The 25,378-nt window shown below is 71.5% G+C and carries 21 protein-coding genes; 15 read left to right on the top strand and 6 right to left on the bottom strand.

The window, feature by feature from the left end; translation table 11 throughout:
• Positions 1-27: 27 nt before the first annotated feature.
• The 3 genes from RM555_RS19735 (at position 28) to RM555_RS19725 (ending at position 1,644) form a co-directional block, all read left to right on the top strand.
• Complete coding sequence (locus RM555_RS19735) at positions 28-798, top strand: ROK family protein (protein ID WP_311413138.1); 771 nt, start codon at positions 28-30, stop codon at positions 796-798.
• 97 nt (positions 799-895) lie between these two features.
• Entirely contained in the window at positions 896-1,264 is a 369-nt protein-coding gene (locus tag RM555_RS19730; RefSeq protein ID WP_311413137.1) for a tetratricopeptide repeat protein, read from the top strand.
• Positions 1,265-1,389: 125 nt separating this feature from the next.
• The gene (locus RM555_RS19725; RefSeq protein WP_088987488.1) at positions 1,390-1,644 is read left to right on the top strand and encodes a Smr/MutS family protein; all 255 of its coding nucleotides are present in this window, start codon (positions 1,390-1,392) and stop codon (positions 1,642-1,644) included.
• A 357-nt stretch (positions 1,645-2,001) separates the two neighbouring features.
• Here RM555_RS19725 and RM555_RS19720 read toward each other — a convergent pair whose 3' ends face one another.
• From RM555_RS19720 to RM555_RS19710, 3 genes are all read right to left on the bottom strand, one after another.
• Positions 2,002-2,367: a hypothetical protein gene (locus RM555_RS19720; protein WP_311413136.1), complete on the bottom strand. Its 366-nt coding sequence runs from the start codon at positions 2,365-2,367 to the stop codon at positions 2,002-2,004.
• 1,175 nt (positions 2,368-3,542) lie between these two features.
• The gene (locus RM555_RS19715) at positions 3,543-4,424 is read right to left on the bottom strand and encodes a DUF6414 family protein (protein WP_311413135.1); all 882 of its coding nucleotides are present in this window, start codon (positions 4,422-4,424) and stop codon (positions 3,543-3,545) included.
• Positions 4,425-5,106: 682 nt separating this feature from the next.
• Positions 5,107-5,748 carry a hypothetical protein gene (locus RM555_RS19710; RefSeq protein WP_311413134.1) on the bottom strand — a complete coding sequence of 214 codons (642 nt, stop codon included), beginning with the start codon at positions 5,746-5,748 and terminating at the stop codon, positions 5,107-5,109.
• Between the two features lie 546 nt (positions 5,749-6,294).
• On the opposite strand from RM555_RS19710, the gene RM555_RS19705 reads away from it, so the two are divergent.
• The 3 genes from RM555_RS19705 to RM555_RS19695 all read left to right on the top strand — a co-directional run bounded on the left by RM555_RS19705 (position 6,295) and on the right by RM555_RS19695 (position 8,815).
• The gene (locus RM555_RS19705) at positions 6,295-7,557 is read left to right on the top strand and encodes a sensor histidine kinase (protein ID WP_311413133.1); all 1,263 of its coding nucleotides are present in this window, start codon (positions 6,295-6,297) and stop codon (positions 7,555-7,557) included.
• A gap of 35 nt (positions 7,558-7,592) precedes the next feature.
• On the top strand, positions 7,593-8,237 hold the full coding sequence (locus tag RM555_RS19700) for a response regulator transcription factor (protein WP_311413132.1): 645 nt from the start codon (positions 7,593-7,595) through the stop codon (positions 8,235-8,237).
• A 110-nt stretch (positions 8,238-8,347) separates the two neighbouring features.
• On the top strand, positions 8,348-8,815 hold the full coding sequence (locus tag RM555_RS19695; protein ID WP_311413131.1) for a hypothetical protein: 468 nt from the start codon (positions 8,348-8,350) through the stop codon (positions 8,813-8,815).
• Between the two features lie 76 nt (positions 8,816-8,891).
• Here RM555_RS19695 and RM555_RS19690 read toward each other — a convergent pair whose 3' ends face one another.
• Complete coding sequence (locus tag RM555_RS19690) at positions 8,892-11,267, bottom strand: M28 family peptidase (protein WP_311413130.1); 2,376 nt, start codon at positions 11,265-11,267, stop codon at positions 8,892-8,894.
• Between the two features lie 307 nt (positions 11,268-11,574).
• On the opposite strand from RM555_RS19690, the gene RM555_RS19685 reads away from it, so the two are divergent.
• From RM555_RS19685 to RM555_RS19655, 7 genes are all read left to right on the top strand, one after another.
• A complete protein-coding gene (locus tag RM555_RS19685) occupies positions 11,575-12,753 on the top strand; it encodes a PP2C family protein-serine/threonine phosphatase (protein ID WP_151456478.1) in 1,179 nt (392 codons plus the stop codon).
• Positions 12,750-14,552 carry a sensor histidine kinase gene (locus RM555_RS19680; RefSeq protein WP_311413129.1) on the top strand — a complete coding sequence of 601 codons (1,803 nt, stop codon included), beginning with the start codon at positions 12,750-12,752 and terminating at the stop codon, positions 14,550-14,552. The genes RM555_RS19685 and RM555_RS19680 overlap by 4 nt, the downstream gene beginning before the upstream one ends.
• Positions 14,549-15,001 carry a response regulator gene (locus tag RM555_RS19675; RefSeq protein WP_311413128.1) on the top strand — a complete coding sequence of 151 codons (453 nt, stop codon included), beginning with the start codon at positions 14,549-14,551 and terminating at the stop codon, positions 14,999-15,001. Before RM555_RS19680 ends, RM555_RS19675 begins: the two co-directional genes overlap by 4 nt.
• Positions 14,994-15,806, top strand: coding sequence for an inositol monophosphatase family protein (locus tag RM555_RS19670; protein WP_311413127.1), 813 nt, complete (start codon positions 14,994-14,996; stop codon positions 15,804-15,806). Before RM555_RS19675 ends, RM555_RS19670 begins: the two co-directional genes overlap by 8 nt.
• Positions 15,807-15,998: 192 nt before the next feature.
• Positions 15,999-17,042 (top strand): coiled-coil domain-containing protein, encoded by a 1,044-nt coding sequence (locus tag RM555_RS19665; RefSeq protein ID WP_311413174.1) that lies wholly within the window; start codon positions 15,999-16,001, stop codon positions 17,040-17,042.
• A 36-nt stretch (positions 17,043-17,078) separates the two neighbouring features.
• Complete coding sequence (locus tag RM555_RS19660; RefSeq protein ID WP_311413126.1) at positions 17,079-18,632, top strand: fused MFS/spermidine synthase; 1,554 nt, start codon at positions 17,079-17,081, stop codon at positions 18,630-18,632.
• A 70-nt stretch (positions 18,633-18,702) separates the two neighbouring features.
• On the top strand, positions 18,703-20,379 hold the full coding sequence (locus RM555_RS19655) for a serine/threonine-protein kinase (protein WP_311413125.1): 1,677 nt from the start codon (positions 18,703-18,705) through the stop codon (positions 20,377-20,379).
• An 11-nt stretch (positions 20,380-20,390) separates the two neighbouring features.
• On the opposite strand, the gene RM555_RS19650 is transcribed toward RM555_RS19655, so the two are convergent.
• Together RM555_RS19650 and RM555_RS19645 are read right to left on the bottom strand one after the other, a co-directional pair.
• Positions 20,391-21,059 (bottom strand): potassium channel family protein, encoded by a 669-nt coding sequence (locus RM555_RS19650; RefSeq protein WP_311413124.1) that lies wholly within the window; start codon positions 21,057-21,059, stop codon positions 20,391-20,393.
• Complete coding sequence (locus RM555_RS19645) at positions 21,049-22,383, bottom strand: TrkH family potassium uptake protein (RefSeq protein ID WP_311413123.1); 1,335 nt, start codon at positions 22,381-22,383, stop codon at positions 21,049-21,051. Before RM555_RS19645 ends, RM555_RS19650 begins: the two co-directional genes overlap by 11 nt.
• A gap of 141 nt (positions 22,384-22,524) precedes the next feature.
• Here RM555_RS19645 and RM555_RS19640 point away from each other — a divergent pair, with 141 nt between their 5' ends.
• Positions 22,525-23,649: a glycerophosphodiester phosphodiesterase gene (locus RM555_RS19640; protein ID WP_311413122.1), complete on the top strand. Its 1,125-nt coding sequence runs from the start codon at positions 22,525-22,527 to the stop codon at positions 23,647-23,649.
• Between the two features lie 525 nt (positions 23,650-24,174).
• The gene (locus RM555_RS19635; RefSeq protein WP_132230839.1) at positions 24,175-25,374 is read left to right on the top strand and encodes a substrate-binding domain-containing protein; all 1,200 of its coding nucleotides are present in this window, start codon (positions 24,175-24,177) and stop codon (positions 25,372-25,374) included.
• The last annotated feature ends 4 nt before the right edge of the window (positions 25,375-25,378 follow it).

Raw genomic sequence — 25,378 nt, 5'->3', positions numbered from 1 at the left:
CCGGCAGCCGCGCGGCACACTGCTCGGGTGGTGACCACACTGGCGATCGACTGTGGCGGCGGCGGGATCAAGGCGTCCGTGCTGGACGAGGCGGGCACGATGCGCGCCCAGCCGCTGCGGGTGCCCACCCCGTACCCCCTGCCGCCGGCGCTCTTCGTGAAGACGCTGCTGGACCTCGCCGGCCGGCTGCCCACGGCGGACCGGCTCACCGTCGGCCTGCCGGGCATGATCCGGCACGGGGTGGTGGTCGCCACCCCGCACTACGTGACCCGCTCCGGCCCCCGGTCGAAGGTCGACCCGGGCCTGGTCGCCCAGTGGTCCGGGTACGACGCGCGGACCGCGCTCGCCGAGGCGTTCGGGGTACCCGCGCTGGTACTCAACGACGCCGAGGTGCACGGCGCCGGCGTGGTCGCCGGGACCGGCTGCGAGCTGGTGCTGACCCTCGGCACCGGGCTGGGCAGCGCGCTCTTCGACGGCGGGGTGCTCGCCCCGCACCTGGAGCTGTCCCACGCGCCGGTGCGCTGGAACACCACCTACGACACGTACGTGGGGGAGCCGGAGCGGCGCCGGCTCGGGGACGCGTTCTGGTCCCGCCGCATCCGCCAGGTCGTGGACGGGCTGCGCCCGGTGTTCCGCTGGGACCGGCTCTACCTGGGCGGCGGCAACTCCCGACTGATCCGCCCCGAGCAGCTCGTGCGGATGGGCGACGACGTGGTGGTGGTGCCCAACACCGCCGGCATCGTCGGCGGCGTACGCGCCTGGGAGCTGGCCGCCGGCCGGCACGGTGCCCCCACCTGACCCCGCCCGCGCGGCTCCCGGCCCCCGGGAACAGTCGCGGTACGGCTGATGTTGTGCCAGCGTCGGGACAGTGGCGCGACACGAGGGGGTGGGTCGGATGGACCTTCTGGCCGAGTACCGGCGGGCGACCATGTTCTTCGAGGCCGGTGACCCGACCGGGGCTGCCCGGCTGCTCGAACCGATCGTCGAGGCCGAGCCCGGCAACGCCTCGGTACGCCAGCTGCTCGCCCGCGCGTACTTCCAGTCGGCCCAGCTCAACCGGGCCGAGGCGCAGCTGCGGGAGCTGATCGACCGGGACCCCGCCGACCACTACGCCCACCACGTGCTGGGCCGCACGCTGGAGCGGCTCAGCCGGCACGCCGACGCGCTGCGGCACCTGCGCATCGCGGCGGCCATGGACAGCGGCAACGACGACTACCGCACCGCCCTGGACCGGGTGCAGACCCGGGTCGAGGGCACCCGCTGACAGCGGACGGACCGACGCCCAGGGCGGGGCAGCTCTGCCGAGCTGCCCCGCCCTCGCGCTCGTCGCGGGCGCCGCGGGACGCCTACCATCGGCGTCATGGGACGTGAGCTGCCGGCGGGTGCGCGATGAAGCTGAAGCTGGACCTGCACGACATCTTCAACAAGGGCCAGGACATCGACCGGGCCCTGCGCGGGATCATGGACGAGGCGGTGGCGAAGAAGGCCACGCTCGTCGAGATCATCCCCGGCAAGGGCTCCGGCCAGCTCAAGAAGCGGGTGCTGCGCTTTCTCGACCAGAAGGACGTCAAGCAGCTCTACCACCGGGTCGAGAAGGACTCGAAGAACTTCGGCCGCCTCTTCGTCCACTTCCGCTGGAAGTAAGAGCCCCCGTCTCCCGACCTCCCACGCTGCCCCCGGCATAGCTCCTGGCCTGCTGAAACGCCTTCCATCGGTTTCCGGCGTCTTCCGCCGCTACTCGCGCTCGGTTGTGCCGGATCTGTGCCCAGCCCTGAACTTGCGGATCGCCGGCGAGGCGGTTGCTGACGGCCCCGGCATGCAGGCCGCAGCGCGGGCCCGTTGATCGAGGGCTGTGAGGTGCACGCTGCTTTCTTGCTGCTCGCTGATGCCTCGCGCCGTGCTTGCGGGCACCGCGACCTCGCCGCCAGCGGCTCCCCGGTTCATGGGTGAGCGGTTGCCCGGTCTCACGAGCAACCGCTCACCAGCGCGCCTCCGGGGTGCCTACTCTTCCCGGCGCCCCCTCCTCGCGGTCCAGACCCGCAGGCCGTACACGGCCAATGAAACCACGGTGACCACCGCCATCGCCCAAACCCTGACCACGACGGGAGCGCCCGCGAGCCAGAGGAGAAGCGTCACCCCGGCCGGCCAGACCAGGACGGAAGCCACCTCCAAGAGGTGGGACCAGCTCGACGCCGTCTTGCCTGCCCCGTCGCGGAGACGGAACTTTCCCTGGAAGGGCCCGGCCTTCAACTCCGCCTCGGCCTCGATGTCCTCGGCCTGCCCCCGGCAGGTGGGATCGGTCTCCGGATACCCCTGCTGCGTCAGATCTTCCTCGACCTGCCGCTCAGGCTGGGTGGGACTTGTCATCCCCCTTTTCACCCTTCTGCCAGTTGGTAGGGCTACTCCCCCGCCAGAGCCCTCTCCACCCATTTGTGTAGACCCAGCAGGGCTACGGCCAGTCACGATAGCACCCTCGATCACACGATTGCTGGTCGCGAACGCCCATTTCAGTCGTACGTCCGTACGGCTAGCACGCAAGTTGATTTAATCCACATATGCGACAAAATGGACAGAGTGGTAGGTGGTTACGAACCGTCTGCAGAGGGTCACGGTTGCCCATTGCCTGCCCGTCGGATGCTCGTTAGGCCAGGTGATGCTCCGATCCCTACACAGGACACGTACGAGGAAGGTCTGCGTGCCAGCCCTTCGCGTTGCCTGCCTCACGCCTCAGATGCCCGCATCTCCCAACTTTTAGGGGTGCCTGTTATCGTGCCGCGACTGGTTAGCACTAGTCGTAGGTGTGTCAGTGTGAGACATTGGAACAGTCATAGCTGATGCATACGTTGTATGACTACTACGACAGCCAGCGGGTAGGCCTGAGCTGCCAAGCTCTCGGCCTCGTGGGACGGCGGGCAAAGTGAGCCAGCCGTTGCCATGTCGGGGCGTACCCGCGCCTAGAGGAGAAGGAGTGCGTCGTGGCTAAGACGGGAAGTGTGCTGGGCGGACCAGGGGCGGGACTGGGAACTCAGCTCACGACCCTTGACTATCCGAGAGGAGTGGACGTGGGCAGCCGATCCACCGAAGATCGACGCCGGGCAGGCACGGAGCAGCCTGGGGGCCTCCAGAACAACCGCGCCAACGACAGCGGCGACAACGGTGGCGGTGGGGGTGGCGGTAGCTCGCTAGTGCGCGTCACCGTAAATCTAGCGCCGCGTGCAGTCGAAGCCCTCGATCAAGCTTGTGAGAAGACTCGAGACACCAAGACGGATACGATAAATCGCGCCTTGGTGGTTTATAACCTCGTGCTTGAATTGCTGGAGCGCGGGGGCGGTCGCCTTAAGCTTCAAACTCGCGAAGGTGAAACGGAGATCGTCCATATCCTGTAATCGCTTGCGGTTAGCGCAACCCCGCCCGCACCCCTTGTGCGCAATACTGCAAGTGTGACACGTGAAGCCCGGCGAGTCGCCGGGCTTCACGCGTGTTGGATGCAATAAGTGCATCGAAGGCTACCTACGGTCGACAGCGGCCCGCCATGCTCGTGTTCAACTCGCATCTTCACGAGGAGTTATCGGCCGATAAACAGCGAGAGGAATGATGGCCATTCCGGGGTAGGTGGGAGATTCGTTTGCGCCATGCGATTCCATAATCTTAGAAAAATGCTGAACTAACGCATCGAGCTTATCCCGCTCAAATCCTGGCTGAGAACTGGCAGCGTTGTCGGGAAGCGAGGGGACGGGGCCAGACCGGCGTTCACCCCTTCGTGCGACGACGCCAACCGTTATCCAGTCTCGGGCCTCATTGCCATAGCGACCATACAGTGCACTCCTTTCCGGTCCGATGTAGTCAGATCTCTCCAACAGAGTGCCAACGAAACCGTGGTTCGGCTTACTCGGACCGCATGGCATTATTCGAATCATCACCCCCTTCGGGTACATCATCTTGGCCATGTGAAAGATTGTCTTGGCCTGGGCCTGGTTCTTCTTGAGGACACCCGACTCCAGCATGTGCCCAACCATTTCAGAGAAGTGCTGCCCATCGGTGATATTCGAAGGTGCCTCGATTCGCACGATTGAACCCTCGGGTGCAACTTCTGCAATTCTATCGGACTCCCAGATTCGATGATCGGCAGCAACGTCTGAGATGTCGGTGAGAAACCCCGTTGCTTCGGCCGACTGTTCGAACATCGTGAAATGCAGTTCCCCGAAACTCCGGGTTTCCTGGTTCCGTGAGATCGATTGGCGTCCGGCCTCGCCCTTTGCCACACCGAGGGATGCCCCAAGGCCCCACCGGTTAAGGCGCTCGGTGATTTCCTCGACCTTATCCGGGGTGCCCTGATACAGCTGCCCAAGAAGGGACCGCACGCGTGGCACGTCAACGTAAAGGAAGTCCTGCAACACAGGCGTGCCGTCCTCCGGGATGCTCATGCTCATACCTCGAACCTGCCTCACGTTCGAGGTGGCTCCATGCGACACGCCGTCTGAGACTCGGTCGGCCTTACGACAGCCTGACGCAGCAGCCGCGCCTCGCCATCCCGTCTGCCATCGACCCGCCCTCCGGGGAGCGGGCCGCCGCCCGGCCCGCCACGTCAAGACGGCCTTGACGCAAGTTCGGACGCTGGCGGATCGGGCGGTGGTCTGCTCGGCTTGCCCGGGTCGATGGCGGGCGGGATGGCCTACCGCTACCACCCACGGACCGCAACGCGCCGACGCAGCCCCGGCCATCCTGGAGCCGGAGCGCCCCCGCCGGAGGCGCAGTAACCGCAACCCCGCGACCACCGCCAGCTCGCCAACGCGGCCGGCGTCCGCTCCCTCACGCCGCGCGGGCTCGTGGCCGCGCGGCCCGGCCGGCTGCCGGCCCAACCCCCAACCGGTCAATACCCCTGTCGTCCTCGGCGGCCCACCGGGCTTCCCGCTCTCCGCGCCAGCCGCCGGGCGTATTGCGTGGCCGGAGTCGGAGCGCCAGCGCAGCGACGGACGCGCGCCCTGGCGGCGGCGCGTGCGGCCCGTCAAGGGCCGCCATGAAGACGTACAGAAAGTTTGAACGGGGCCGGCAGCCGGTTGTCAGGACAGGGGAGCCGGTCGCCTCGTCCTGCTAACGGCGCCAGACCTACCCGGTTATCACTGGCCGGGGGTCAGGTCCCGGGATAGGAATCTCCAACATGCTCCGGATCTCTATGAACTCGTTCCCAGGGGGGCCCAGGCGCTTCTTCGAGCTGAGGAAGGTGACCGTTCCGAGGCTGATCCGATCGGCCCAGGCGCACATCGTGACGTAGTACTGGTCGTTGCGGCCGTTACCGCAGCGGGCCACGCCGCCCAAGGGGCCAGGGTCCACCGCTCGGATCTCACGCACTTGCGGAAAAAACCTGAACACCTCGTCCAGCGTTGCTTCCTCGTCGCTCACGGTGCCAGCTACAGCGCTGACCAGTACCGCATAGTCGGCGTCACTCTCGCCGTTGTAGACCTGCCCGGCTTCGTCCCTTGGATCGTCCACTAGCCGACTCAGTCGCTCAAGGTCGTCGCCCAGAGCGAAGAGCAGCGGCCTATGGAAGAACCGGGAGCGGTTACCCAGCCGCATCGGCAGTTCAAGGCGTGCCCGCATACTGGACGGGTTCGCGGTGGGCTGCACCGACGTAGAAGGTGAGGGTGCCGCCGCCTGCCGTCCGGACTGGGGCGAGCAGCCGAGTACGGCGGTCCCGACCATCACAGCTACCACCCCCCGGGCGAACATCCTCGTGACGGCCTTGCTCATGCCCGACTCCCTTGGCGATCATCAGTCGACAGGACAATACAGATGCTGTCGGCTCAGTAGGCGATCGTGAGGACTGACGGGCTAGCCGGACATGTCAAGCAAGTCCCGATACCGATCTGTCACGTAGGCCTGAGACCCGACATCCCGGCAGCCGGCCCCGCCTTCGCCTCGATGACGCTGCTGATCCATGGCGGGGCGAGCGTGAAGACGGTTCAGATGGCGCTGGGGCATGCAACGCCGATCATCACCCTGAACACGTACGCGGGGGAGTGGCCGGAGGCAATTGACCGGACGCGGAACCTGGTTGACGCGGCCCTATCTGGCCCTCGGCTGGCGGGATCCCGGTGATGCGCCGAGTTGTGCCCGATCTGTTCCCGCGATCCTGCGGTGGCGGTGCGGCGCAGGTCAACGCGTTAATCTGGGTCCGTTCGTGCGCTTCCGCTGGAAGTAGGAACGCCCGCTTCCCCGACCCATTTGGGGGCGGAAAAGTCGGGCTGACGACGGACATCCACCGATGCTTGCGGCCACGCGGCAACATCATGATCCATGGAACTTCTACGGTGGCCGCTGCGTGTCGCGACCGCGGCGCTGCTGTGCGGACCGCTGCTGGCGCTGTACTGGACGGATCCCTGGGAGCTGGCCTGCCTCGCCGTCACCGGGGTCCTGCACGTCGAGGTGGGACTGCGGCTGTGGCGGGAGCGCCCCGACAACCGCATCGGGCCGCTGCTGGTGGTCTGCGGCCTGGTGTGGCTGCTGGACGCCTGGGGTCGCGTCACCCTGCCCGCCCTGTTCACCGCCGGCATGATGCTGAGCATCGTGCACGATCCGATGCACCTGCACGCCGGTCTCATCGTGTCGTCGGGCCGCCTGCGGGGGCGGTGGGAGCGGCTCGTCGCCGCGGCCGGCTACGCGTACTGGCCGGTGCTCGTTGCCGGGGCCATGGTGGCCGGGACGCTGAGCACCGGTCATCTGCTGCACCTGCGGGCGTGGTCCTATCCGCTGGTCGGCGTGTTTCTCGCCGGGCTGTTCATCGTGCGGTACCGCCGGGCCGACCGCGCCGAACGGCACGTGTACGCCCCGTTCTGGGCCGCGTTGGCAGTGAACGGCCTGTGCACGGCGATGCTGAGCACTGTCGCCTACGGCCCCGGGCACTGGCCGACCACGCTCTACGCCCTCGGTGCGGCGCTGATCCCGGTCGGGGCCGCGCTCAGCATGCACCGCGCCGAGCGCCGCCACCTGATCCGGGCTCGCGACCGGGAGCGTCGTCGGGTGGAGCGTGACGTGCACGACGGAGTGCAACAGCGGCTGCTCGTCGCCGCCATGATGCTGCGGCAGGAGGATCCCGCCCTGGTCGCGCGCGGCGCGGCGGAGGTCGAGCAGGCGATCGCCGATCTGCGCGACCTCGTCCGGGGCATGAACCCGGCGGCCCTGGTGTGCCACGGCCTCTCCGGGGCGGTGGCCGCCATCGCCGAGCGCGCCGCGGTCCCCGTCCTGGTCGACGATCGGGTCAGCCACCTCACGCTCCCCGAACCGGTCGCGGTCGCCGCCTACTTCGTCACGATGGAGGCGGTGACGAACAGCCAGAAGCACGCCCAAGCGGGCCAGGTGTCCGTCACACTCGCCGCCAGCGGGGGCCGGGTCGAGGTCACCGTCCACGACGACGGGATCGGCGGCGCGCTCGCGGTGCCGGGTGGCGGGCTGCACGGCCTGCGGGAGCGTGTCGAGTCGTGCGGCGGGACCCTGCGGGTGTCGAGCAGCCGGGGGCGTGGCACGGCGGTACGCGCCGTCATGCCACTCGCGGCGTCATGACCCGGGCCGTACCGGTCGCCGCACGGGACGGTGGTGTGCGGGCGGTTCTGGCCGACGACTCCGTACTGCTGCGCAGCGGCCTGGCGCTGTTGCTTCAGCAGCAGGGCATCACGGTCGTGGCCGAGGTGGGCGACGGCGAGCAGCTGCTGGCCGCTGTCGCCGAGCACCAGCCGGACGTCGCGATCGTCGACATCCGCATGCCGCCCAGCTTCACCGTGGAGGGCGTCCGCGCCGCGCTGGCCGTACGCCGTCGTTACCCCGGAGTCGCCGTGCTGCTGCTGTCCCAGCACCTCGAGCACCGGGAGGCCCTGGCGCTGCTCCAGCAGCCCGGTGGCGGGGTCGGCTATCTGCTCAAGGACAGGATCACCGACGTCGCCGGGTTCCTCCGCGACGTGCGCAGAGTCGCGGCGTCGGGCACGGCGATCGATCCGATCGTGGTCGACCGGCTGTTGCGCCGCCCGCGCGTGTCGGTGGGTGTCGGCGCGCTGTCACCGCGTGAGCGGGAGATCCTGGCCCGGATGGCCGCAGGTCGGGCCAACCGGGGCATCTCCGCCGAACTCCACCTCTCCGAGCGCACCGTGGAGACCCACGTACGCAGCATCTTCGTCAAGCTCGGCCTGGCCGACGAGCCGGACACCCACCGGCGGGTGCTCGCGGTGCTGACCTTCCTGGCGGACTGACCCGGACTGACCCCTGGCCGACATCAATTACGTGCTTGCACTGAGGTGCCCCGACGTTCGGATTCCTAGTGTTGATCTCCGTAACGGCAACCATTTCGAGGGGGGACCACATGAGATTCAAGACGGTATCGGCCCGGCTGGCGGTGGCGGCGGCCGTGGCGGGCAGCGCGCTGGTCGGTGTGACGCCGGCACAGGCGGCGGCCACCAGCACGATCGTCTGCGAGGAGACCAAGCAGGTCGAGGAGGCGTCGTACGACGTCAACTCCGGCTGCTGGCTGCAGTACGGCGACCGGGTCCAGATCAGCGCCTACGGGTCGATCTGGTCCGGCGTGTGGCTCACCGGGCAGAACGGGCCGCAGGGCTGGACGAACATGGCGGGCGACTCGAAGTTCCCGATGACGAACGCCCGCGCCTTCTCGCTGCTGGCCAAGACCAACGGCAACTACCGGTACGCCGGGACGGGCACGACGTTCACCTACTACGGCTCCGGCAGCACGCTGTACCTGCGGATCAACGACGACGCGCCGGGCAACGGCAGCGGCGCCTTCACCGCCGAGGTCACGGTCACCCGAGGCTGAGTCACCTGACAGGTGCGGGTGTGGCTCGGGAACCGATCGTTCCCCGAGCCACACCCGCAGGCCGCCGCCACCTCGCCTAGAGCGGATAGGTGCGGGCCACGGCCAGCATCTCCGAGCTGTGCGAGCCCACGATCCCCACGTCCGGCGGGCGCGGGCGGAAGCCGGGCAGGGCGTCCAGGCCGTCGCTGGCGTCCATCGCGCGCAGCGCCACCTGCCCCGCCTTCGGCGTCACGGTCAGCGTCACCTCGATGCCTTCCGGCGGCGGGGCGTGGAAGACCAGGCCGAAGCCCCAGCGGCCCTCCCGGGCCTCCACCGGCACCGCCCGGCCGGCCACCTCCGCCCGCAGTACCGTCGCGGTCGCCGCGTCGACGTGCAGGGTGGTCAGGCGGACCTGGCGTTGCGGGACGAGCCGCAGGCGCAGCGTGCGCTCGGCGCCGGCGGTGGTGTCGGCGAGCACCTCCAGCTTGGGGGCGGACAGGTTCGCCGGCTGCGCCGGGCCGGCGCGCAGCTCGGCGTCGCCCAGGCCGGGGAAGTCGGCGACCTCGGTCACCCCGTCGACGTAGCCGTCGGTCCAGGGCTGGGGGTCCTCCTCGTGGCTGAGCCAGCGGGCCTGGCCGGTGCCGGCGTCGAGGGCGTACATCAGGTGGGTGGGCGCGGGGTGCGCGGCGTCGAAGCGGTCGACGGCGAGCCCGACCCCGGCGAAGACCACGGCCGCCAGGGTGGTGGCGGCGGCCGGCAGCGCGCCGAGTCGGCGCGCGCGCACGGCGAGCAGTCCGCGCTGCCCGCCGGCCTGCGGGTGCAGCAGGTCGACCACCGGCAGCGCGGCGAGGCCGAGCAGCACCGCGACCAGCGCCGCGACCCCGCCCATGGCCATGCCGAGCGCCGGGAAGAGCAGGACGACGGTGGGCAGCAGGATCACCACGGCCACCGCGGCGGCCAGGGTGGTCGCGACCACCGGCCACGGACCGTCGATCCGCACGCTCAGCGCGACCAGCCCGGCCAGCGCGCCGGCCAGGGCCGGGAGGGTGACCAGGTACGCCCCGCCGGGCACCAGCACGGCGAGCAGCACCCCGAGCACGGCCAGCCAGCCCAGCCCTCCGATGGCGAGCGCGGCCGGGCCGACCCGGCGGCGGGTGAGCGCGTACCAGGTGCACAGGACGGCGGCGGCGAGCGCCACCACGGCCAGCCGGTACCAGGTGGGCCGGTACGGGTCGAGCAGCTCGGCGTAGCCGGGCCGCAGCGCGGTGATCGCCGCCCAGAGCAGCTGCGCGGCGAGCGGGGCGAGCACGAGCGGCAGCAGCGCCAGCCCGAACCCGGCGGCGAGCCGGCCCCCGGTGGTGCGGCCCCGCCGCAGGGCGAGCCAGCCGAGGGCCGCCACGGCGGCGAGCGCCAGCAGCGCCAGGGGCAGGACCAGCCAGCCGGGGTAGCGGACCAGCCCGCCCGGGACGGGGAAGTAGGTGGCGTCGTGCCCGGAGTCCAGCGCCCTCAGGTCGACGCGGCCGAACTCGCGGGCCAGGCCGAGGGCGTTGTCGCCGTGGTGCTGGAGGCTGGCCCGGTCCATGGCGGCGGGAGTGTCCAGGGGGGTGTGGTAGATCGCCCCGCCGTCGATGTACGCCGAGTTCAGCCCGACGAAGTCGTTGTCGAGGAACGCCGTGAAGTCGGTGTCGTTGGGCAGCGCGCGGTAGATCTCCACGGCGAACGAGGTGCCCACGGGGTGCGGGGCGGCCCGGCCGAAGGCGTCCACCAGGGCGGCGTTGTCCCGCGACGTCTCGAACATGATCACCGGGCCGGTCGAGCCGCGCGCCTCCAGGTTGAGCACGACGCCACCGCCGGCGGCCAGCGGGTGGCTGGACGCGAACGCCGCCGCCCCGCACAGGCACGCCTCCTCGGCGTCGGTGAGCACGAAGACGATGTCGTTGCGCGGCCGGGGGCCGGCGGCCAGGGCGCGGGCCACCTCCAGGATGGCCGAGGTGCCGGCGGCGTCGTCGTTGCCGCCCGGCCCGGACTGCACCGAGTCGTAGTGCGAGACGAGGAAGACCTTGCCGGTGGGATCGGTGCCGGGCAGCCGGGCCACCACGTTGCGTACCCGGGCCAGGGTGGCCCCGCCGGCCGCCCCGCTGAGCTGGCCGGCCTCGGGCGCGACCGTGTCCTGCACCTCGGTCTCCAGGCCGAGGCCGCGCAGCACCCCCTCGACGTGGGCGCGGACCTGGTCGTTGGCGGGGCTGCCCGCCACGTGCGTCCGCGCGGCGACGACCTCGACGTGCGCGTACGCCCGGGCGGCGCTGAACTCGCCCGACGGCGCGTCGGCCGGGCGCGGCGCGGGGGTGCGCAGGTCGAGCAGGGTGCCGGCGCCGACGGCGACGAGCGCGGCGAGCGCCGCCGCGGCGGCGGCCAGCCGGCGACGGGGCCGGGCCAGCGCGCGGTCGGCGGGGCGGGTGGGGGGTGCGCCCACGGGGTCTCCTCGGGACTGGTCTCAGGTGGGCACCATCCTGCACCCCGGCGGCCGTCAGCGGGACTCCCGGTGTGGGCCGGGGGAGCGCGGACGCCCGCTTTGCCCCTCGCCGCACAGTGATCCGACCCATGCCCGCGCATGCGGAGCCCGTCGTGTTGTGTGCGAACGTTGTCTAATACAGGATCAGCAGGGCACTCGGAAGGAGCCCGACATCACCAGCGATCTCCCGCGTCTCGCGGCGGTGACCCGGCCGCACCGGGGGACCGGCCTGGCCGGTTCCTCCGTCGCGCCGTATCCGCACGGCGGCATGGGACGTCATCCCAACCTGCCTCCCGGCGAGCGGCTGCGGGTGCTGCTGGTGGAGGACGACGAGGGCGACGCCTTCCTGGTCGGTGAGCTGCTCGCCGAGACGAACTCGATGATCGACCTGCTGGTGGCCACCAGCCTCAGCGAGGCCCGGCAGCGCGTGATGGGCGTCGACTGCGTCCTGCTCGACCTGGGCCTGCCCGACGCGCAGGGCCTCGACGGGCTGCGGCAGGTGCTGGAGATGGCCAGCGGCGCCGCCGTCTGCGTGCTGACCGGCCGCTCCGACGAGCACCTCGGCATCGTCGCGGTCGCCGAGGGCGCCCAGGACTACCTGGTCAAGGGCCAGGTCGACGGCGTGCTGCTGACCCGGGCGCTGCGCTACGCGGTGGAGCGCAAGCGGGCCGACGAGAACGCCCGGCGACTGCGCGAGGTCGAGCTGCGCCAGGCCGAGTCCGCCCGCCTCGAACGGGGCCTGCTGCCCCAGCCACTGATGACCACCGACGTCGTCGCGGTGCACACCTTCTACCGGCCCGGCCGGCACGCCGCCCTGATCGGCGGTGACTTCTACGACGTGGTGCAGACCCGGCCCGACCGGCTCGACCTGATCGTCGGCGACGTCTGCGGGCACGGCGTGGACGAGGCGGCCCTCGGCGTCGAGCTCCGGGTCGCCTGGCGGGCGCTGATCCTCGCCGGCGTGCCCGACGACGAGGTGCTCCCGGCGCTGGAACAGGTGCTGATGAGCGAGCGCCGGCTCCAGGAGATCTTCGCGACCGTCGCGACCGTGCGGCTGGACCTCGACGCCAACCGGGCCACCGTCCGGCTGGCCGGGCACCCGCCGCCGCTGCTGCTCGCCGGGGGCAAGGTGGTGCCGGTTCCGGCGCCAGGCGGCCTGCTGCTCGGCGTACGACCCCGCCGGCCCGTGGCCTACGACCTGGAGTTCGACACCGATGACTGGTCCCTGTTGATGTACACCGACGGCCTCATCGAGGGCCGGATCGGCGAGGGCGACGAGCGCCTCGACGTGCCGGGCCTCAGCGGACTGCTCGCCGACCCGGCGACCCTCGCGGTGCCGCTGTCGGAGCTGCCGGCCTGGCTGGTCGGGCGCGCCGAGCAGCTCAACGGCGGTCCGTTCGCCGACGACGTCGCCATGCTCCTGGTGAGCCGGGGCGGTGGCCGGTGACGCGCGTCGGCGACTGGACCCTGCGCCGGCGGGTCGTCACGCTGCTCACCGTCGTCGCGATCCTGCTGATCGGGCTGGCCGGCGGCGAGGTGGCGCTGGCGGCGAAGAACCGGACGCACATCGACGCGATCCTGTACAAGACCGGCCCGCTGCGGGTGCAGGCGCAGGAGCTGCTGAACGCGTTGCTGGACCAGGAGACGGCGATCCGCGGCTACGCGGTCAGCGGCAACCCGGCCGACCTGACGCCGTACGAGGCGGGCCGCAAGCGCGAGCAGGACCTGGTCGCCTCGATGCAGCGGCTGGTCGACGACTATCCGGAGCTTCGGCAGGAGATCCGGCTGGTCGAGCAACGGGCCGAGGCGTGGCGCCAGGCGGTGGCGGTGCCGGTGGTCACCACGACGCAGCAGAACGGCACGGCCGCGGGGCAGGCGCTCATCACCGACCAGGCGCGGGAGCAGTTCGACGACGTACGCGGCGCCGTCGACCATCTCCAGCAGGAGATCTTCGAGGCCCGGCAGCGCAGTGCCGAGGACGTCCTGCGGACGAGCAACCTGCTGGTCGTCCTGCTGATCGCCGCCCTCGCGGTGGTGATCATCGCCGGCAGCATGCTGCTGGTCTCCCTGGACAAGATGGTGATCCGCCCGCTGACCGGCCTCGCCGACCAGGTCCGCGAGGTGGCCGAGGGCGACTACCAGCACGGCATCGCCGGCGCCGGCCCGCCCGAGTTCCTCCGGCTCGCCGAGGACGTGGACGCCATGCGGCGCAAGATCGCCAAGGACCTGGCCGAGGTACGGGAGGCCCGGGAGCGGATCGAGTGGGTCAACAGCCAGCTCCAGAAGCAGGCCGAGGAACTCACCCGCTCCAACCGTGACCTGGAGCAGTTCGCGTACGTCGCCTCGCACGACCTCCAGGAGCCGCTGCGCAAGGTGGCCAGCTTCTGCCAGCTCCTCCAGCGCCGCTACGCGGGGCAGTTGGACGAGCGGGCCGACCAGTACATCGCGTTCGCGGTCGACGGCGCGCAGCGGATGCAGCGCCTGATCAACGACCTGCTCGCCTTCTCCCGGATCGGCCGGCTCACCACCGGCTTCACCGAGGTCGACATGAACAAGGTCATGGGCGACGTGGCCGGCCAGACCGAGGCGGCCCGGCAGTACGCCGACGCGGAGCTGACCTGGGGCGAGCTGCCCGTCATCCGTGGCGAGGAGCCGCTGCTGACGAACCTGCTGGCCAACCTGGTCAGCAACTCGGTCAAGTTCCGCCGCCCCGACGTGCCCCCGAAGGTGCACGTCTCGGCCCGTCTCGTGGGCGACGAGTGGGAGATCAGCTGCCAGGACAACGGCATCGGGATCGAGCCGGAGTTCGCCGACAAGATCTTCGTCATCTTCCAGCGGCTGCACGCCAAGGACGCGTACCCGGGCACCGGGATCGGGCTGGCGATCGTCAAGAAGATCGTGGAGTACCACGGCGGTCGGGTCTGGGTGGACACGGGCACCGAGGAGGGCACGGCGATCCGCTTCACCCTCCCGGCGCTCCCCGAGGACGTCGAGGCGGCCGCCGCGTCGACGGCGGACGAGCCGGCGCCCGGGGACGGCGCGAGCGCGGACGGTGAAGCCGGGGACGGTGTGGCCGGGGACGGCGACGGGACGCCCGGGAACGGCGACGAGCCCGCCGCCGGGGCCGGCACGGGCGGTGTCCCGGCGCAGGCCGACCGGCGCGACGACGAGACGGAGACCACGGACGGGCCCGGCCGGGCACCGGAAGGCGGTAGAACGGGTGACATGAGGGAGACGGTGGGATGACCGCGCCGGCGGACGGCAAGAGCCCGATCGAGGTCCTGCTGGTCGAGGACGATCCGGGTGACGTGTTGATGACCCAGGAGGCGTTCGAGGAGCACAAGCTCCGCAACCGGCTGACCGTCGTCTCCGACGGCGCCGAGGCGCTCGCCTACCTGCGGCGGGAGGGCCAGTACGCCGACGTGGTGCAGCCGGACCTGATCCTGCTCGACCTGAACCTGCCGCGCCGCGACGGCCGGGAGGTGCTGGAGGAGATCAAGAAGGACGAGCAGCTCTGCCGGATCCCGGTGGTGGTGCTGACGACCTCCCAGGCCGACGAGGACATCCTGCGCAGCTACCAGCTGCACGCCAACGCGTACGTGACGAAGCCGGTGGACTTCGAGCGCTTCATCTCGGTGGTCCGGCAGATCGACGAGTTCTTCGTCAGCGTGGTGAAGCTGCCGCCGCGTGGCTGACACCCTGCTCGACGACGTCGGTGGTCTGCTGCGTGAGACCGCCGACCAGGTCGTGCTTCCGCTGTTCCGCAAGCTCGACGACGCCGACGTGAGCGAGAAGGCGCCGGGCGACCTCGTCACCGTCGCCGACCGCCGCGCCGAGGAGGTGATCTCGGCGGCCCTGCGCCGACTGCGTCCCGGCTCGGTCGTGGTGGGCGAGGAGGCGGTCGCCGACGACCCGGCCCTGCTGGAGCACCTGCGCGGCTCCGGCGACGTGTGGCTCGTCGACCCGGTCGACGGCACCTCGAACTTCGCCGCGGGCCGGCAGCCGTTCGCGCTGATGGTGGCGCTGCTGACCGACGGGGATCCCGTCGCCGCGTGGGTGCTCGACCCGCTCGCCGGGACGCTGGCCGTCGCGCGGGCCGGCGAGGGCACCTGGCTCGACGGCCAACCTGTGCGGACCGGCGACCGGGCGCCCGCGCTCGACGCGGTGCGCGGCGCCGCGATGTCGCACGCGCTGCCGGCCGCGCCGCGCGCGCTGGTCGAGGAGGGCGGCGCGCGGCTGGGCGAGATGCTGCCCGGCCAGCACTGCGCCGGCCGGGAATACCTGGACGTGCTGACCGGGGACCAGGACTTCGTGCTCTTCTGGCGCACCCTGCCGTGGGACCACGCCCCGGGCGCCCTGCTGGTCCGGGCGGCGGGCGGGGTAGCCCGGCGCTTCGACGGCACCGACTACCGCCCGGGCGACGACGGCCACGGCCTCCTGGTCGCCGCGAGCGAGCAGGTCTGGATGGGCGTGCGCGAGGCCCTGCTCGACGGGGCGTGACGCCGTTGCGACCCTGCGTGGACGTTCGACGGTCCGGGCGTTCGCGGGCCTGGCCCGGCGTGCTCCGTCCGGTATCCTGACCGCCGGTCTCCGCCAGCAGGCCGCCGACCGGCGCCCGGCGGGGGCCGCCGCCGCGCCGTGTTGTCATCCGGGGCCGGCGGCCGACGGAAGGATGCTTTCGTGCGCAGGACCATGCCCGTCGGGCGTCGCGGCCGCCGTCCGCTGACCGCCCTGTCGGCCGGGCGGCATGCCCGCCGTCCGCTGACCGCCCTGCTCGTCGCCGTCACGCTGCTCTTCGGCGTGGGCGCCGTGCCGGCGTACGCGGAGCCCAACGAGGGCGGCACCAAGAAGCTCCGGGACGCCCTGGAAGCCACCGCCAAGGCGCACATCGAGGCCAAGGGGAAGCTGGAGAACTCGAAGGTCCGGCAGAAGCAGCTGGCCGTGCAGCTGGGCGCCGTGGAGGTCCGGCTGGTCGAGCTGACCGCGCAGGTCGGCGAGGTGGCCGCCCAGTCCTACCGGCTGGGCCGGCTGACGCCCACGTCGATGCTGCTCAACAGCGCCTCCCCGGAGGCGTTCCTGGACCGGGCGGCCAGCCTCGACCTGATGGCGCAGCGCGACAGCAGGCGGCTGCGCAGCCTGATCGAGGCGCGGGAGCAGGCGCGACAGGCCAAGATCGCCATCGACACCGAGGTGCGGGAGCAGCAGAAGCAGCTCGCCGTGATGGCGAAGAAGAAGAAGGAGGCCGAGGCGGCGCTCGCGGAGGTCAGCTCGGGCAGCAGCGGCGGCTTCAGCGGCGGCAACTCCTCCTCGGCGAAGCCGGCCCCCCGCAACTCGGACGGGTCCTGGCCGTCGGAGTCCTGCTCGGTGAACGACCCGACCACCTCCGGCTGCATCACCCCGCGCACGCTCAACGCCCTCAAGCAGACCCAGGCCGCGGGCTACAAGCGGCACGTCTCCTGCTACCGCAGCGGCGGCTCCGGCGAGCACCCCAAGGGCCGGGCCTGCGACTTCTCGGCCGCCACCGGCGGGTTCGAGGACAAGACCGCCACCGGCGGGGACAAGTCGTACGGGGACAGCCTCGCCGCCTGGCACGTGCGCAACGCCAGCAGGCTGGGCGTGCTCTACGTGATCTGGTACCGGCAGATCTGGCACCCCGGCACCGGCTGGCGGGCGTACGGCGGCAGCGGCAGCCCCGCCGCCGACCACACGAACCATGTTCATCTCTCGATGTACTGACCCGGGGGCCCAGTTTTCCTGCGTACCATCGCGCGGGTGAGCTCCCCATCCTCCGACGTCACGGTCCCGCCCGCCACTCCGGCGGCCTCCACCGCCCGGGCCCTGCCCAACGGCCTCGCCGCGTTCCTGGTCTTCTTCTCCAGCGGCGCCGTCCTGGTGCTGGAGACCGCCGCGCTGCGGCTGGTCGGGCCGTACGTCGGGGTGACCCTCCAGGTGACCAGCTCGGTCATCGGCATCGCCCTGGCCGCCATCGCCTACGGCGCGTGGACGGGCGGCTGGCTGGCCGACCGGCGCAACCCGAGGGCGATGCTGGCCCCGGCGCTGGTGCTGGCCGGCATCGCCACGGCCGTCACCCTGCCCGTCGTCCGGTACGCCGGCGAGGTGCTGCGCGGCGGGGCGGCCTCGGCCATCCTGCTGCTCGTCGCGCTGGCTGTCTTCGTGCCGGCGGCCCTGCTCGCCGCCGTCACCCCGCTGGTCGTCAAGCTCCAGCTCGCCGACCTGCGGCGCACCGGCCAGGTGGTCGGCCGGCTCTCCAGCGTAGGCACGCTGGGCGCGGTCACGGCCACCCTGGTCACCGGTTTCGTGCTGGTGGCCGCGCTGCCCAGCACGGTCATCCTGTTCGCCCTGGCGGCCTCGCTCGGGCTCACCGGGCTCGGCCTCGGGGTGTGGCTGCGCCGCCAGGACCGCGCGGAGCTGCCCGGCCCCGCCCGCGCCAAGGCCGCCCTGGCGGTGCTCGGTCTCGTCGGCGCCGGCCTGACCACCGTCGCCCCGAACCCGTGCGACATCGAGACCGCCTACCACTGCGCCAGCGTGGAGGTCGATCCCGCCCGGGACTCCGGCCGCACCCTGCTGCTCAACTCGGCCCAGCACTCGTACGTGGACCTCGCCGACCCCACCCACCTGGAGTACGCGTACACCCGGTGGATCGGGGCGGTGGCCGACGTGGTCGCCCCGCAGGGGCAGCGGCTCGACGCGCTGCACCTGGGCGGCGGCGGGTTCACCGTGCCCCGCTACCTGACCGCCACCCGCCCGGGCACGGACAACGTCGTGTTCGAGATCGACGGCGGGCTGGTGGAGCTGGGCGAGCGTCAGCTCGGCGTACGCCAGGGGCCGGACCTGCGGGCGGTGGTGGGTGACGCCCGGCTGCTCGTCGCGGGGGAGGCCACCGACAGCCGCGACCTCGTGGTCGGCGACGCGTTCGGGCACCTGGTGGTGCCCTGGCACCTCGCCACCCGGGAGATGGCCGCCGAGGTCCGCCGGGTGACCCGCCCGGGCGGCGTCTACGTGCAGAACGTCATCGACTACCCGCCGCTGCGCTTCATCCGCAGCGAGCTGGCCACCGTCGCCGCCGAGTTCCGGCACGTCGCCCTGATCGCCCCGGCGGCGGCGCTCGCCGGTCGGGAGGGCTCGAACTTCCTCATCGTCGCCTCCGACACCCCGCTGCCGCTGGAGGCGGTCCGCGCCCGGCTGGCCGAGCTGCGGGAGGACGCCAGCCTGCTGGCGGGCGCGGACCTCACCGCGTTCGTCGGCGAGGCGCTGGTGCTGACCGACGACTACGCGCCCGTGGACCAGCTCCTCGCCACCGCCTGAACGGGTGAATCGCTGACCGATTCCGACCCTTCAGGTGTAGCCGGGCCGGTCCGGGGCAACAACGACCTTCATGGGTGGACCGATCCGGGACGGCGCACAACTGCTGGGCGAGCGGTACCGGCTGATCGAGCAGCTGGGGGCGGGCGGCATGTCCGTGGTCTGGCGCGGCTACGACGAGGTGCTGGGCCGGCAGGTGGCGGTCAAGGTGCTCGCGTCGCGGCTGGCCGCCGACCGCGCGTTCCGGCACCGCATCCGGATCGAGGCGCAGGCCGCCGCAAGGCTGTGCCACCCCAACATCACCAACGTCTACGACTACGGCGAGTCGGAGCAGGTCGGCCTGACCGTGCCGTACGTCGTCATGGAGCTGGTCGACGGGGAGTCGCTGACCGGCCGGCTGCGCCGGGGCAGTCTGCCCTGGCGGGAGGCGGTGACGATCGGCGCGGAGGTCACCTCGGCGCTGGCCACCGCGCACGCCCGCGGCGTGGTGCACCGCGATGTCACCCCGGGCAACGTCATGCTGACCGCCACCGGCGTGAAGGTGGTCGACTTCGGCATCTCCGCGCTGGTGGGGGAGAAGGAGAAGGGGCCGGACGGCACACTGCTCGGCACCCCCGCGTACCTCGCCCCGGAGCGGCTCGACAACGGCCAGGTCTCCCCGGCCACCGACGTGTACGCGGTCGGCCTGCTGCTCTACCGGATGCTCACCGGCCGGCTGCCGTGGCAGGCGAGCACCACCACGCAGATGTTGCGCGCGCACATGTACAACGAGCCGGAGCCGATGCCGCCGGTGCCGGGGCTGCCCGACGAGGTGCGCGAGCTCGTGAGCCGCTGCCTGGCCAAGCGCCCGGGTGACCGGCCCGCCACCGCCGAGGTCGCGCGTACGCTCGCCGAGGCCGCCGGCATGATCTCCGCCGTGCCGGTCTCCCCTGCGGCGGGGCCCGTGGACGAGGCCGCGTTCGCCGCCGCCGGCACCACGATCCTGCCCTGGTCCGCCGCGACCGACGCGCTGCCGTTCTCCCGTACGCGCAACCGGCGGGCGGCGACCCGGCGCCGGCGGATCGAGGCGGGGGTGGCCGCCGCCGGGCTGGTGGCGGTGACCGCGGCGCTGTGGGGGGTGACCTCGCACAGTCCCGCCAGCGGCGGCATCGACCAGCCGACGGAGGCGCGGATGGGGGCGGAGACGCCGCCGCCGTGCCGGGTCACGTACGCGCTGCGCACGGACTCCGGCAAGGACTTCGCCGCCGAGCTGACCCTGACCAACACCGGCATGCGCGAGTTGCGCGACTGGCGGCTGAGCTTCACCTTCCCCAGCCAGCAGACGGTGACGAAGGCGACCCCCGTCCCGGTGCGCCAGCAGGGGCGCACGGTGCTCGTGGAGCCGGCTCCGGAGCGGGCCGCGCTGGCCCCCGGCGCGTCCGAGAAACTCACTTTGACCGGCCGCCACGGCGGGGCCAACCCGCTGCCGCTGGAGTTCCGCCTCGGCGACGAGGCCTGCGGGGCGCAGGTCTCCGGGGTGGCCGGCGCGGCGCCCAGCGTGGCACCCACGAAGGCGCCGGCCAAGGCACCGGTCAAGGCGCCCACCGTCAAGGCCCCGACGAAGAAGGCCGGCACGTCGGCCGGGAGTTCCGGCGGGTCGAAGGCCAAGTCCGACAACTCCGGCAAGGGCAAGGCGGGTGGTGGAAAAAAAGTAAGCCAGGAAACGGAAAGGGAAAGGGACACGGAAAGGGACGATGACGATGACGACTGAGCCCGCCGGGGTCAGCTGAACTCCGCGAACCGTTGCACCTGCTCGATGTCCCCCTCGACGATCAGCATGCTGCCCGGGGCGATCACGGTGGCGTCGGTGGCGTACCGGAAGCGTTCCCCGGGCAGCTTCACGCCCACCACGCGCACCCCGTAGCGCCCGGTGGGCGTCAGTTCCGAGAGCGGCCGGCCGAGCATCGCCTCCGGGGCGCACACCTTGGCGATGGCGAAGTCGTCGCCGAACTCGATGAAGTCGAGCATCCTGCTGACGATGAGGTGGGCCAGCCGCTCCCCGGTCTCCGCCTCGGGAAAGATCACGTGGTGCGCGCCGACCGAGTCCAGGATCTTGGCGTGCTTCGTCGAGGTGGCCCGCGCCCAGATCTGCGGTACGCCCAGCTCGACCAGCGCCAACACCGTCAGCACGCTCGCCTCCAACGAGGCGCCGATGGCGACCACCGCCCGGCCGAAGTCCGCCACGCCGAGCTGGCGCAGCGACCCCTCCTCGGTGGCGTCGGCCTGCACGACGCGGTCGAGCTGCGCCGACCACCGCTGCACCTGCTCCGGGTTGCGGTCGATGGCCAGCACCTCGTGGTTCATCGCGGCCAGCGCGCCGGACAGGTGACACCCGAACCGGCCCAGCCCGATCACCACGACACTGCCCTCGTCCGTCCTCCTAGCCGACAATGGGTTGCTCCTCCGGGTAGCGGTACAGCCGCCGGCGGGTGTTCAGGGCGAGCGCCGACCCGAGGGTCAGCGGCCCGATCCGGCCGACGAACATGAGGATGATCAGGGCGAGCTGGCCGTTCTCCGGCAGCGACGCGGCGACCCCGAGGCTGAGGCCGGTGGTGGTGAGCGCCGAGGTGACCTCGAACAGCGCCGCGTAGTAGGGGACTCCCTCGGTGAGGAAGATCAGCAGTACCGTGCCGCAGGCCACCAGCGCGACGCTGAGCAGGGCGACGGTGATGGCCTGCCGCTGGCTGGCGGTGGCCACCCGGCGTTTCCCGACCGTCACGTCCGGCTCTCCCCGTAGTTCCGCCCACATCACGAAGGCGAGCAGGAAGAAGGTCGTCACCTTGATCCCGCCGGCCGTGCTGGCGCTGCCGCCGCCGATGAACATCAGCGCGATGAGGAGGGGATAGCTCTCCTCCTCAAGGCCGCCCATGTCCAGGACGTTGAAACCGCCGGTGCGGATGTACGAGTTCTGGGCGAACGCCACCAGGAGCTTGTCCGGCCAGGTGTAGATGCCCAGGGTGCGCGGGTTGGCCCACTCGATGGTCAGCAGGGCGGTGAAGCCCACCACCAGCAGTGTCAGGCTGCCCCAGACGGTCAGCTTGGTGGAGACCGCCCACCGGGTGGGCTGCCGCCACTCCCGCACCGCCTCGAAGAGCGCCGGGAAGCCCAGCCCGCCGACGATCGTGCCGATCGCCAGCGGCAGGGTGACCCAGGCGTCGGTCGAGAAGGCGACCAGATTGTCGGTGTAGAGGGCGAACCCGCCGTTGTTGAACGCCTGGACGGCGTGGAAGACGCTGCCCCAGAGGGCCCGGCCGAACGGGTAGTCGTAGGTAATCCACAGCCGGGCGGTCAGGATCGCGGTGATGACCGCCTCGCAGGCCAGCGCGAGGCCGGCGATGCGCAGCAGCAGCCGGCGTACGTCGCCGATGCCGAACTCGGCGGTCTCGGCCTGCACCAGCAGCCGGCTGCGCAGCCCCAGCCGCCGGGCCACCACGAGGATCACCAGGGTCGCACCGGTCACGATGCCGAGGCCGCCGACCTGGGTGAGCACGGTGATCATCACGAGCCCGAACCCGTTCCAGTAGTTCGGGGTGTCCACCACCGCCATCCCGGTCACCGAGACCGCCGAGGTGGCGGTGAAGAGGGCGGTCAGGAACGGGGTGTGCCGGTACTCGCTGGTGGCCCAGGGCAGCATCAGCAGTCCGGTGCCGACCAGGATCGTCACCAGGAAGCCGAGCGGCACGAGCCGCACGGGGTGACGAAGAAGCCGGCGCACCAGACAATCTTCCTTTTCCGCTGCGGATCGGGTGTGGAAACCGGCATCCCGAGGGTTCATCCGCCGGCCAGGCACCGACCAACTCGCCGTCAACGCGGGCCTGTCTGCTGAGGCGGATTCCTCGACGACAAGGAGACTGCGTTGCGACGTACCCTTTCCGCCCTCGGCCTGGCCGGCGCCCTGCTCGCGGCGGCCGTGGCCGTGCCGGCGCTGACGGCCTCGGCCGCCCCGGCACCCGCCGCCGAGCGTGCCCGGGCGGCGGACCGGCCGCTCGTGATCGGTCACCGGGGCGCCAGCGGCTACCGGCCCGAGCACACCCTGGAGGCCTACCGGTTGGCGATCCGGCAGGGCGCGGACTACATCGAGCCGGACCTGGTCGCCACCCGCGACGGCGCGCTGGTCGCGCGGCACGAGAACGAGATCAGCGGTACGACCGACGTGGCCGCCCGACCCGAGTTCGCCGCGCGCCGGGCCACGAAGACCATCGACGGCGTCGCGGTCACCGGCTGGTTCACGGAGGACTTCACCCTCGCGGAGCTGCGGACCCTGCGGGCCAAGGAGCGGCTGCCCAAGGTGCGTGTCGCCAACACCGCCTTCGACGGCCGGTTCCAGGTGCCCACCCTCCAGGATGTGATCGACCTGGCCCGGAGCGAGGGGCGGGCGCGGGGCCGGACGATCGGCGTCTATCCGGAGACCAAGCACCCCAGCTACTTCGCGTCCATCGGCCTGCCGCTGGAGGAGCCGCTGGTCGAGGTGCTGCGGCGCAACGGGCTGACCCGCCGCAACTCGCCGGTCATCATCCAGTCGTTCGAGACGGCCAACCTGCGCAAGCTCGACAAGATGATCGACGTCCGGCTCGCGCAGCTCCTCGACGCCACCGGCCGCCCTTACGACTTCACCGTCGCCGGCGACGCCCGCACCTACCAGGACCTGGCGAAGCCGGCCGGCCTGAAGTGGATCGCCTCGTACGCCGACGGCGTCGGTGCCAACAAGAACCTGATCGTCCCTCGGGACGCCACCGGCCGGCTGCTCGCCCCGACCACCCTGGTGCGGGACGCGCACCGCGAGCGGCTGATCGTGCACGCCTGGACGTTCCGGGCCGAGAACCAGTTCCTGCCGACCGACCTGCGTATCGGCGCCGACCCCAACGCTCGCGGCGACATCCAGTCCGAGTACGAGCTGTTCCTCGCCCTCGGCCTCGACGGCGTCTTCACCGACCACCCGGACACCGCCGTCGCCGCCCGCGAGGGCCTCGCCCGCCGCTGACCTCGCCCTGCGCTGACCTCCCCGCACGGGCTGCCCTGACGGAGACGGTGCCGCCGCCTCCGGCCAGCCCGGCCCGTCCCTCGCCGGCCCGCCACCCCACTTCCCGGGGCCGGCGGGCCGGCCCCGTTGTCGGGGCGATCCGCGTCGTGGCGGATCGGTCGACGGCACGCCGCTTCCCAACTCGACGCCGCCCCGGTCGACGTCTCGCGACATCTCATGCGGCCGACGCCGCAGATCTTGGTAGGAAACGGCCCCTCAAGGGGCACTTTCCTACCAAGATCTCGACGGTCCCGACCGGCCCGGTGTGGGTATCGGTGGCGCGGAGCGACACAGCATCACTTCCGTCGATGGGGCGGGCGCCCATCGCGGACGGGTGGGGTCGCCACCGCGTCGTGATCGTTGTAACCCCCGACCACCCCACCCCTGTTACTTGTGTGTTTCGGCCACATAGCCCGTGGGTGACGTCACTTCTAGCGTGAGCCGTCATATGAGTTCCCTACCTCCGAGTCCTCACGTGGAGTCGCAATGACGGTCCGGACGACGCGGCGGGTGTTCCTCTCCGCCGCCACGATGATGGCCGCGGCGCTCGCCGCCACGGCCTGTGGCAGCCCGCAGGACACCGCCTCCGGTGGCGGCGACAGCGCCGCCCCGGTGAAGGTTGGCCTGGTCTACTCCCAGTCGGGAGCCCTCGCCAGCTACGGCAAGCAGTACATCGAGGGATTCAAGGCCGGCCTCGACTTCGCCACCAAGGGCACCAACAAGGTGGGCGACCGGGCCGTCGAGGTCACCGAGGTCGACGACGCGGGTGACCCGGCGAAGGCGGTCTCCGCGGCCAAGGACCTGATCGGCAAGGGCAACAAGATCATCGCGGGCTCGACGGCTTCCGGCGTGGCCCTCCAGGTCGCCCCGATCGCCGCGCAGAACAAGGTCCTCTTCATCTCCGGTCCCGCCGCCACCGACGCGGTGACCGGCGCCAACAAGTACACGTTCCGCTCCGGGCGGCAGTCGTACCAGGACGTGGTCACCGCCAAGTCGTTCATCGGCGATCCGGCCGGCAAGAAGGTCGTGGTCTTCGCCCAGGACGGCGCCTTCGGCGACGCCAACGAGGCGGCCGTGAAGGCCGTCATCGGCGGCGCGGGCGCGGCCGTCAGCAGCGTCCGGGCGCCGGCCAGCGCCACCGAGTTCACCCCGTTCGCCAGCCAGATCAAGTCCGCCAAGCCGGACCTGCTCTTCGTCGCCTGGGCCGGCACCACCGCCCCCGCGATGTGGCAGACGCTCGACCAGCAGGGCGTGCTCTCCTCCACCACGGTCGTCACCGGTCTGGACATCCGCGCCTCGTGGCCGACCTTCGGCGCCGCCGGCAGCAAGATCTCCTTCCTGTCGCACTACTTCGACGGGGCCTCCGACAACGAGGCCGTGAAGGCGCTGAAGGCCAAGGTCGGCACCGTCGACCTGTTCCACCCGGACGGCTTCGCCGCCGCGCAGATGGTCGTACGGGCCATCGAGGAGGGCGGCGACGACGTCGAGAAGATGGTGAAGGCGCTGGAGGGCTGGAGCTTCGACGGGGTCAAGGGCAAGATGACCATCCGCGCCGAGGACCACGCGCTGCTCCAGCCGATGTTCCAGGCCAAGCTGTCCGGCAGCGGCACCGCGTTCACGGCCACCGCCCAGAAGGCGCTGACCGGGGACGAGTCCGCGCCGCCGGCCGTGGCGATGAAGGGCTGACACC

It is taken from the genome of Micromonospora reichwaldensis, from assembly GCF_031845925.1.
Taxonomy (GTDB): Bacteria; Actinomycetota; Actinomycetes; order Mycobacteriales; family Micromonosporaceae; genus Micromonospora; species Micromonospora reichwaldensis.
This window is presented reverse-complemented; position numbering and strand designations above follow the sequence as displayed.

What these genes read in the sequence shown, in the direction of transcription:
- RM555_RS19730 (WP_311413137.1), top strand. Translation starts at nt 896, where the DNA reads ATGGACCTTCTGGCCGAGTACCGGCGGGCGACCATGTTCTTCGAGGCC.
- RM555_RS19725 (WP_088987488.1), top strand. Translation starts at nt 1,390, where the DNA reads ATGAAGCTGAAGCTGGACCTGCACGACATCTTCAACAAGGGCCAGGAC.
- RM555_RS19720 (WP_311413136.1), bottom strand. Translation starts at nt 2,367, where the DNA reads ATGACAAGTCCCACCCAGCCTGAGCGGCAGGTCGAGGAAGATCTGACG.
- RM555_RS19715 (WP_311413135.1), bottom strand. Translation starts at nt 4,424, where the DNA reads ATGAGCATCCCGGAGGACGGCACGCCTGTGTTGCAGGACTTCCTTTAC.
- RM555_RS19710 (WP_311413134.1), bottom strand. Translation starts at nt 5,748, where the DNA reads ATGAGCAAGGCCGTCACGAGGATGTTCGCCCGGGGGGTGGTAGCTGTG.
- RM555_RS19705 (WP_311413133.1), top strand. Translation starts at nt 6,295, where the DNA reads ATGGAACTTCTACGGTGGCCGCTGCGTGTCGCGACCGCGGCGCTGCTG.
- RM555_RS19695 (WP_311413131.1), top strand. Translation starts at nt 8,348, where the DNA reads ATGAGATTCAAGACGGTATCGGCCCGGCTGGCGGTGGCGGCGGCCGTG.
- RM555_RS19685 (WP_151456478.1), top strand. Translation starts at nt 11,575, where the DNA reads ATGGGACGTCATCCCAACCTGCCTCCCGGCGAGCGGCTGCGGGTGCTG.
- RM555_RS19675 (WP_311413128.1), top strand. Translation starts at nt 14,549, where the DNA reads ATGACCGCGCCGGCGGACGGCAAGAGCCCGATCGAGGTCCTGCTGGTC.
- RM555_RS19665 (WP_311413174.1), top strand. Translation starts at nt 15,999, where the DNA reads ATGCCCGTCGGGCGTCGCGGCCGCCGTCCGCTGACCGCCCTGTCGGCC.
- RM555_RS19655 (WP_311413125.1), top strand. Translation starts at nt 18,703, where the DNA reads ATGGGTGGACCGATCCGGGACGGCGCACAACTGCTGGGCGAGCGGTAC.
- RM555_RS19635 (WP_132230839.1), top strand. Translation starts at nt 24,175, where the DNA reads ATGACGGTCCGGACGACGCGGCGGGTGTTCCTCTCCGCCGCCACGATG.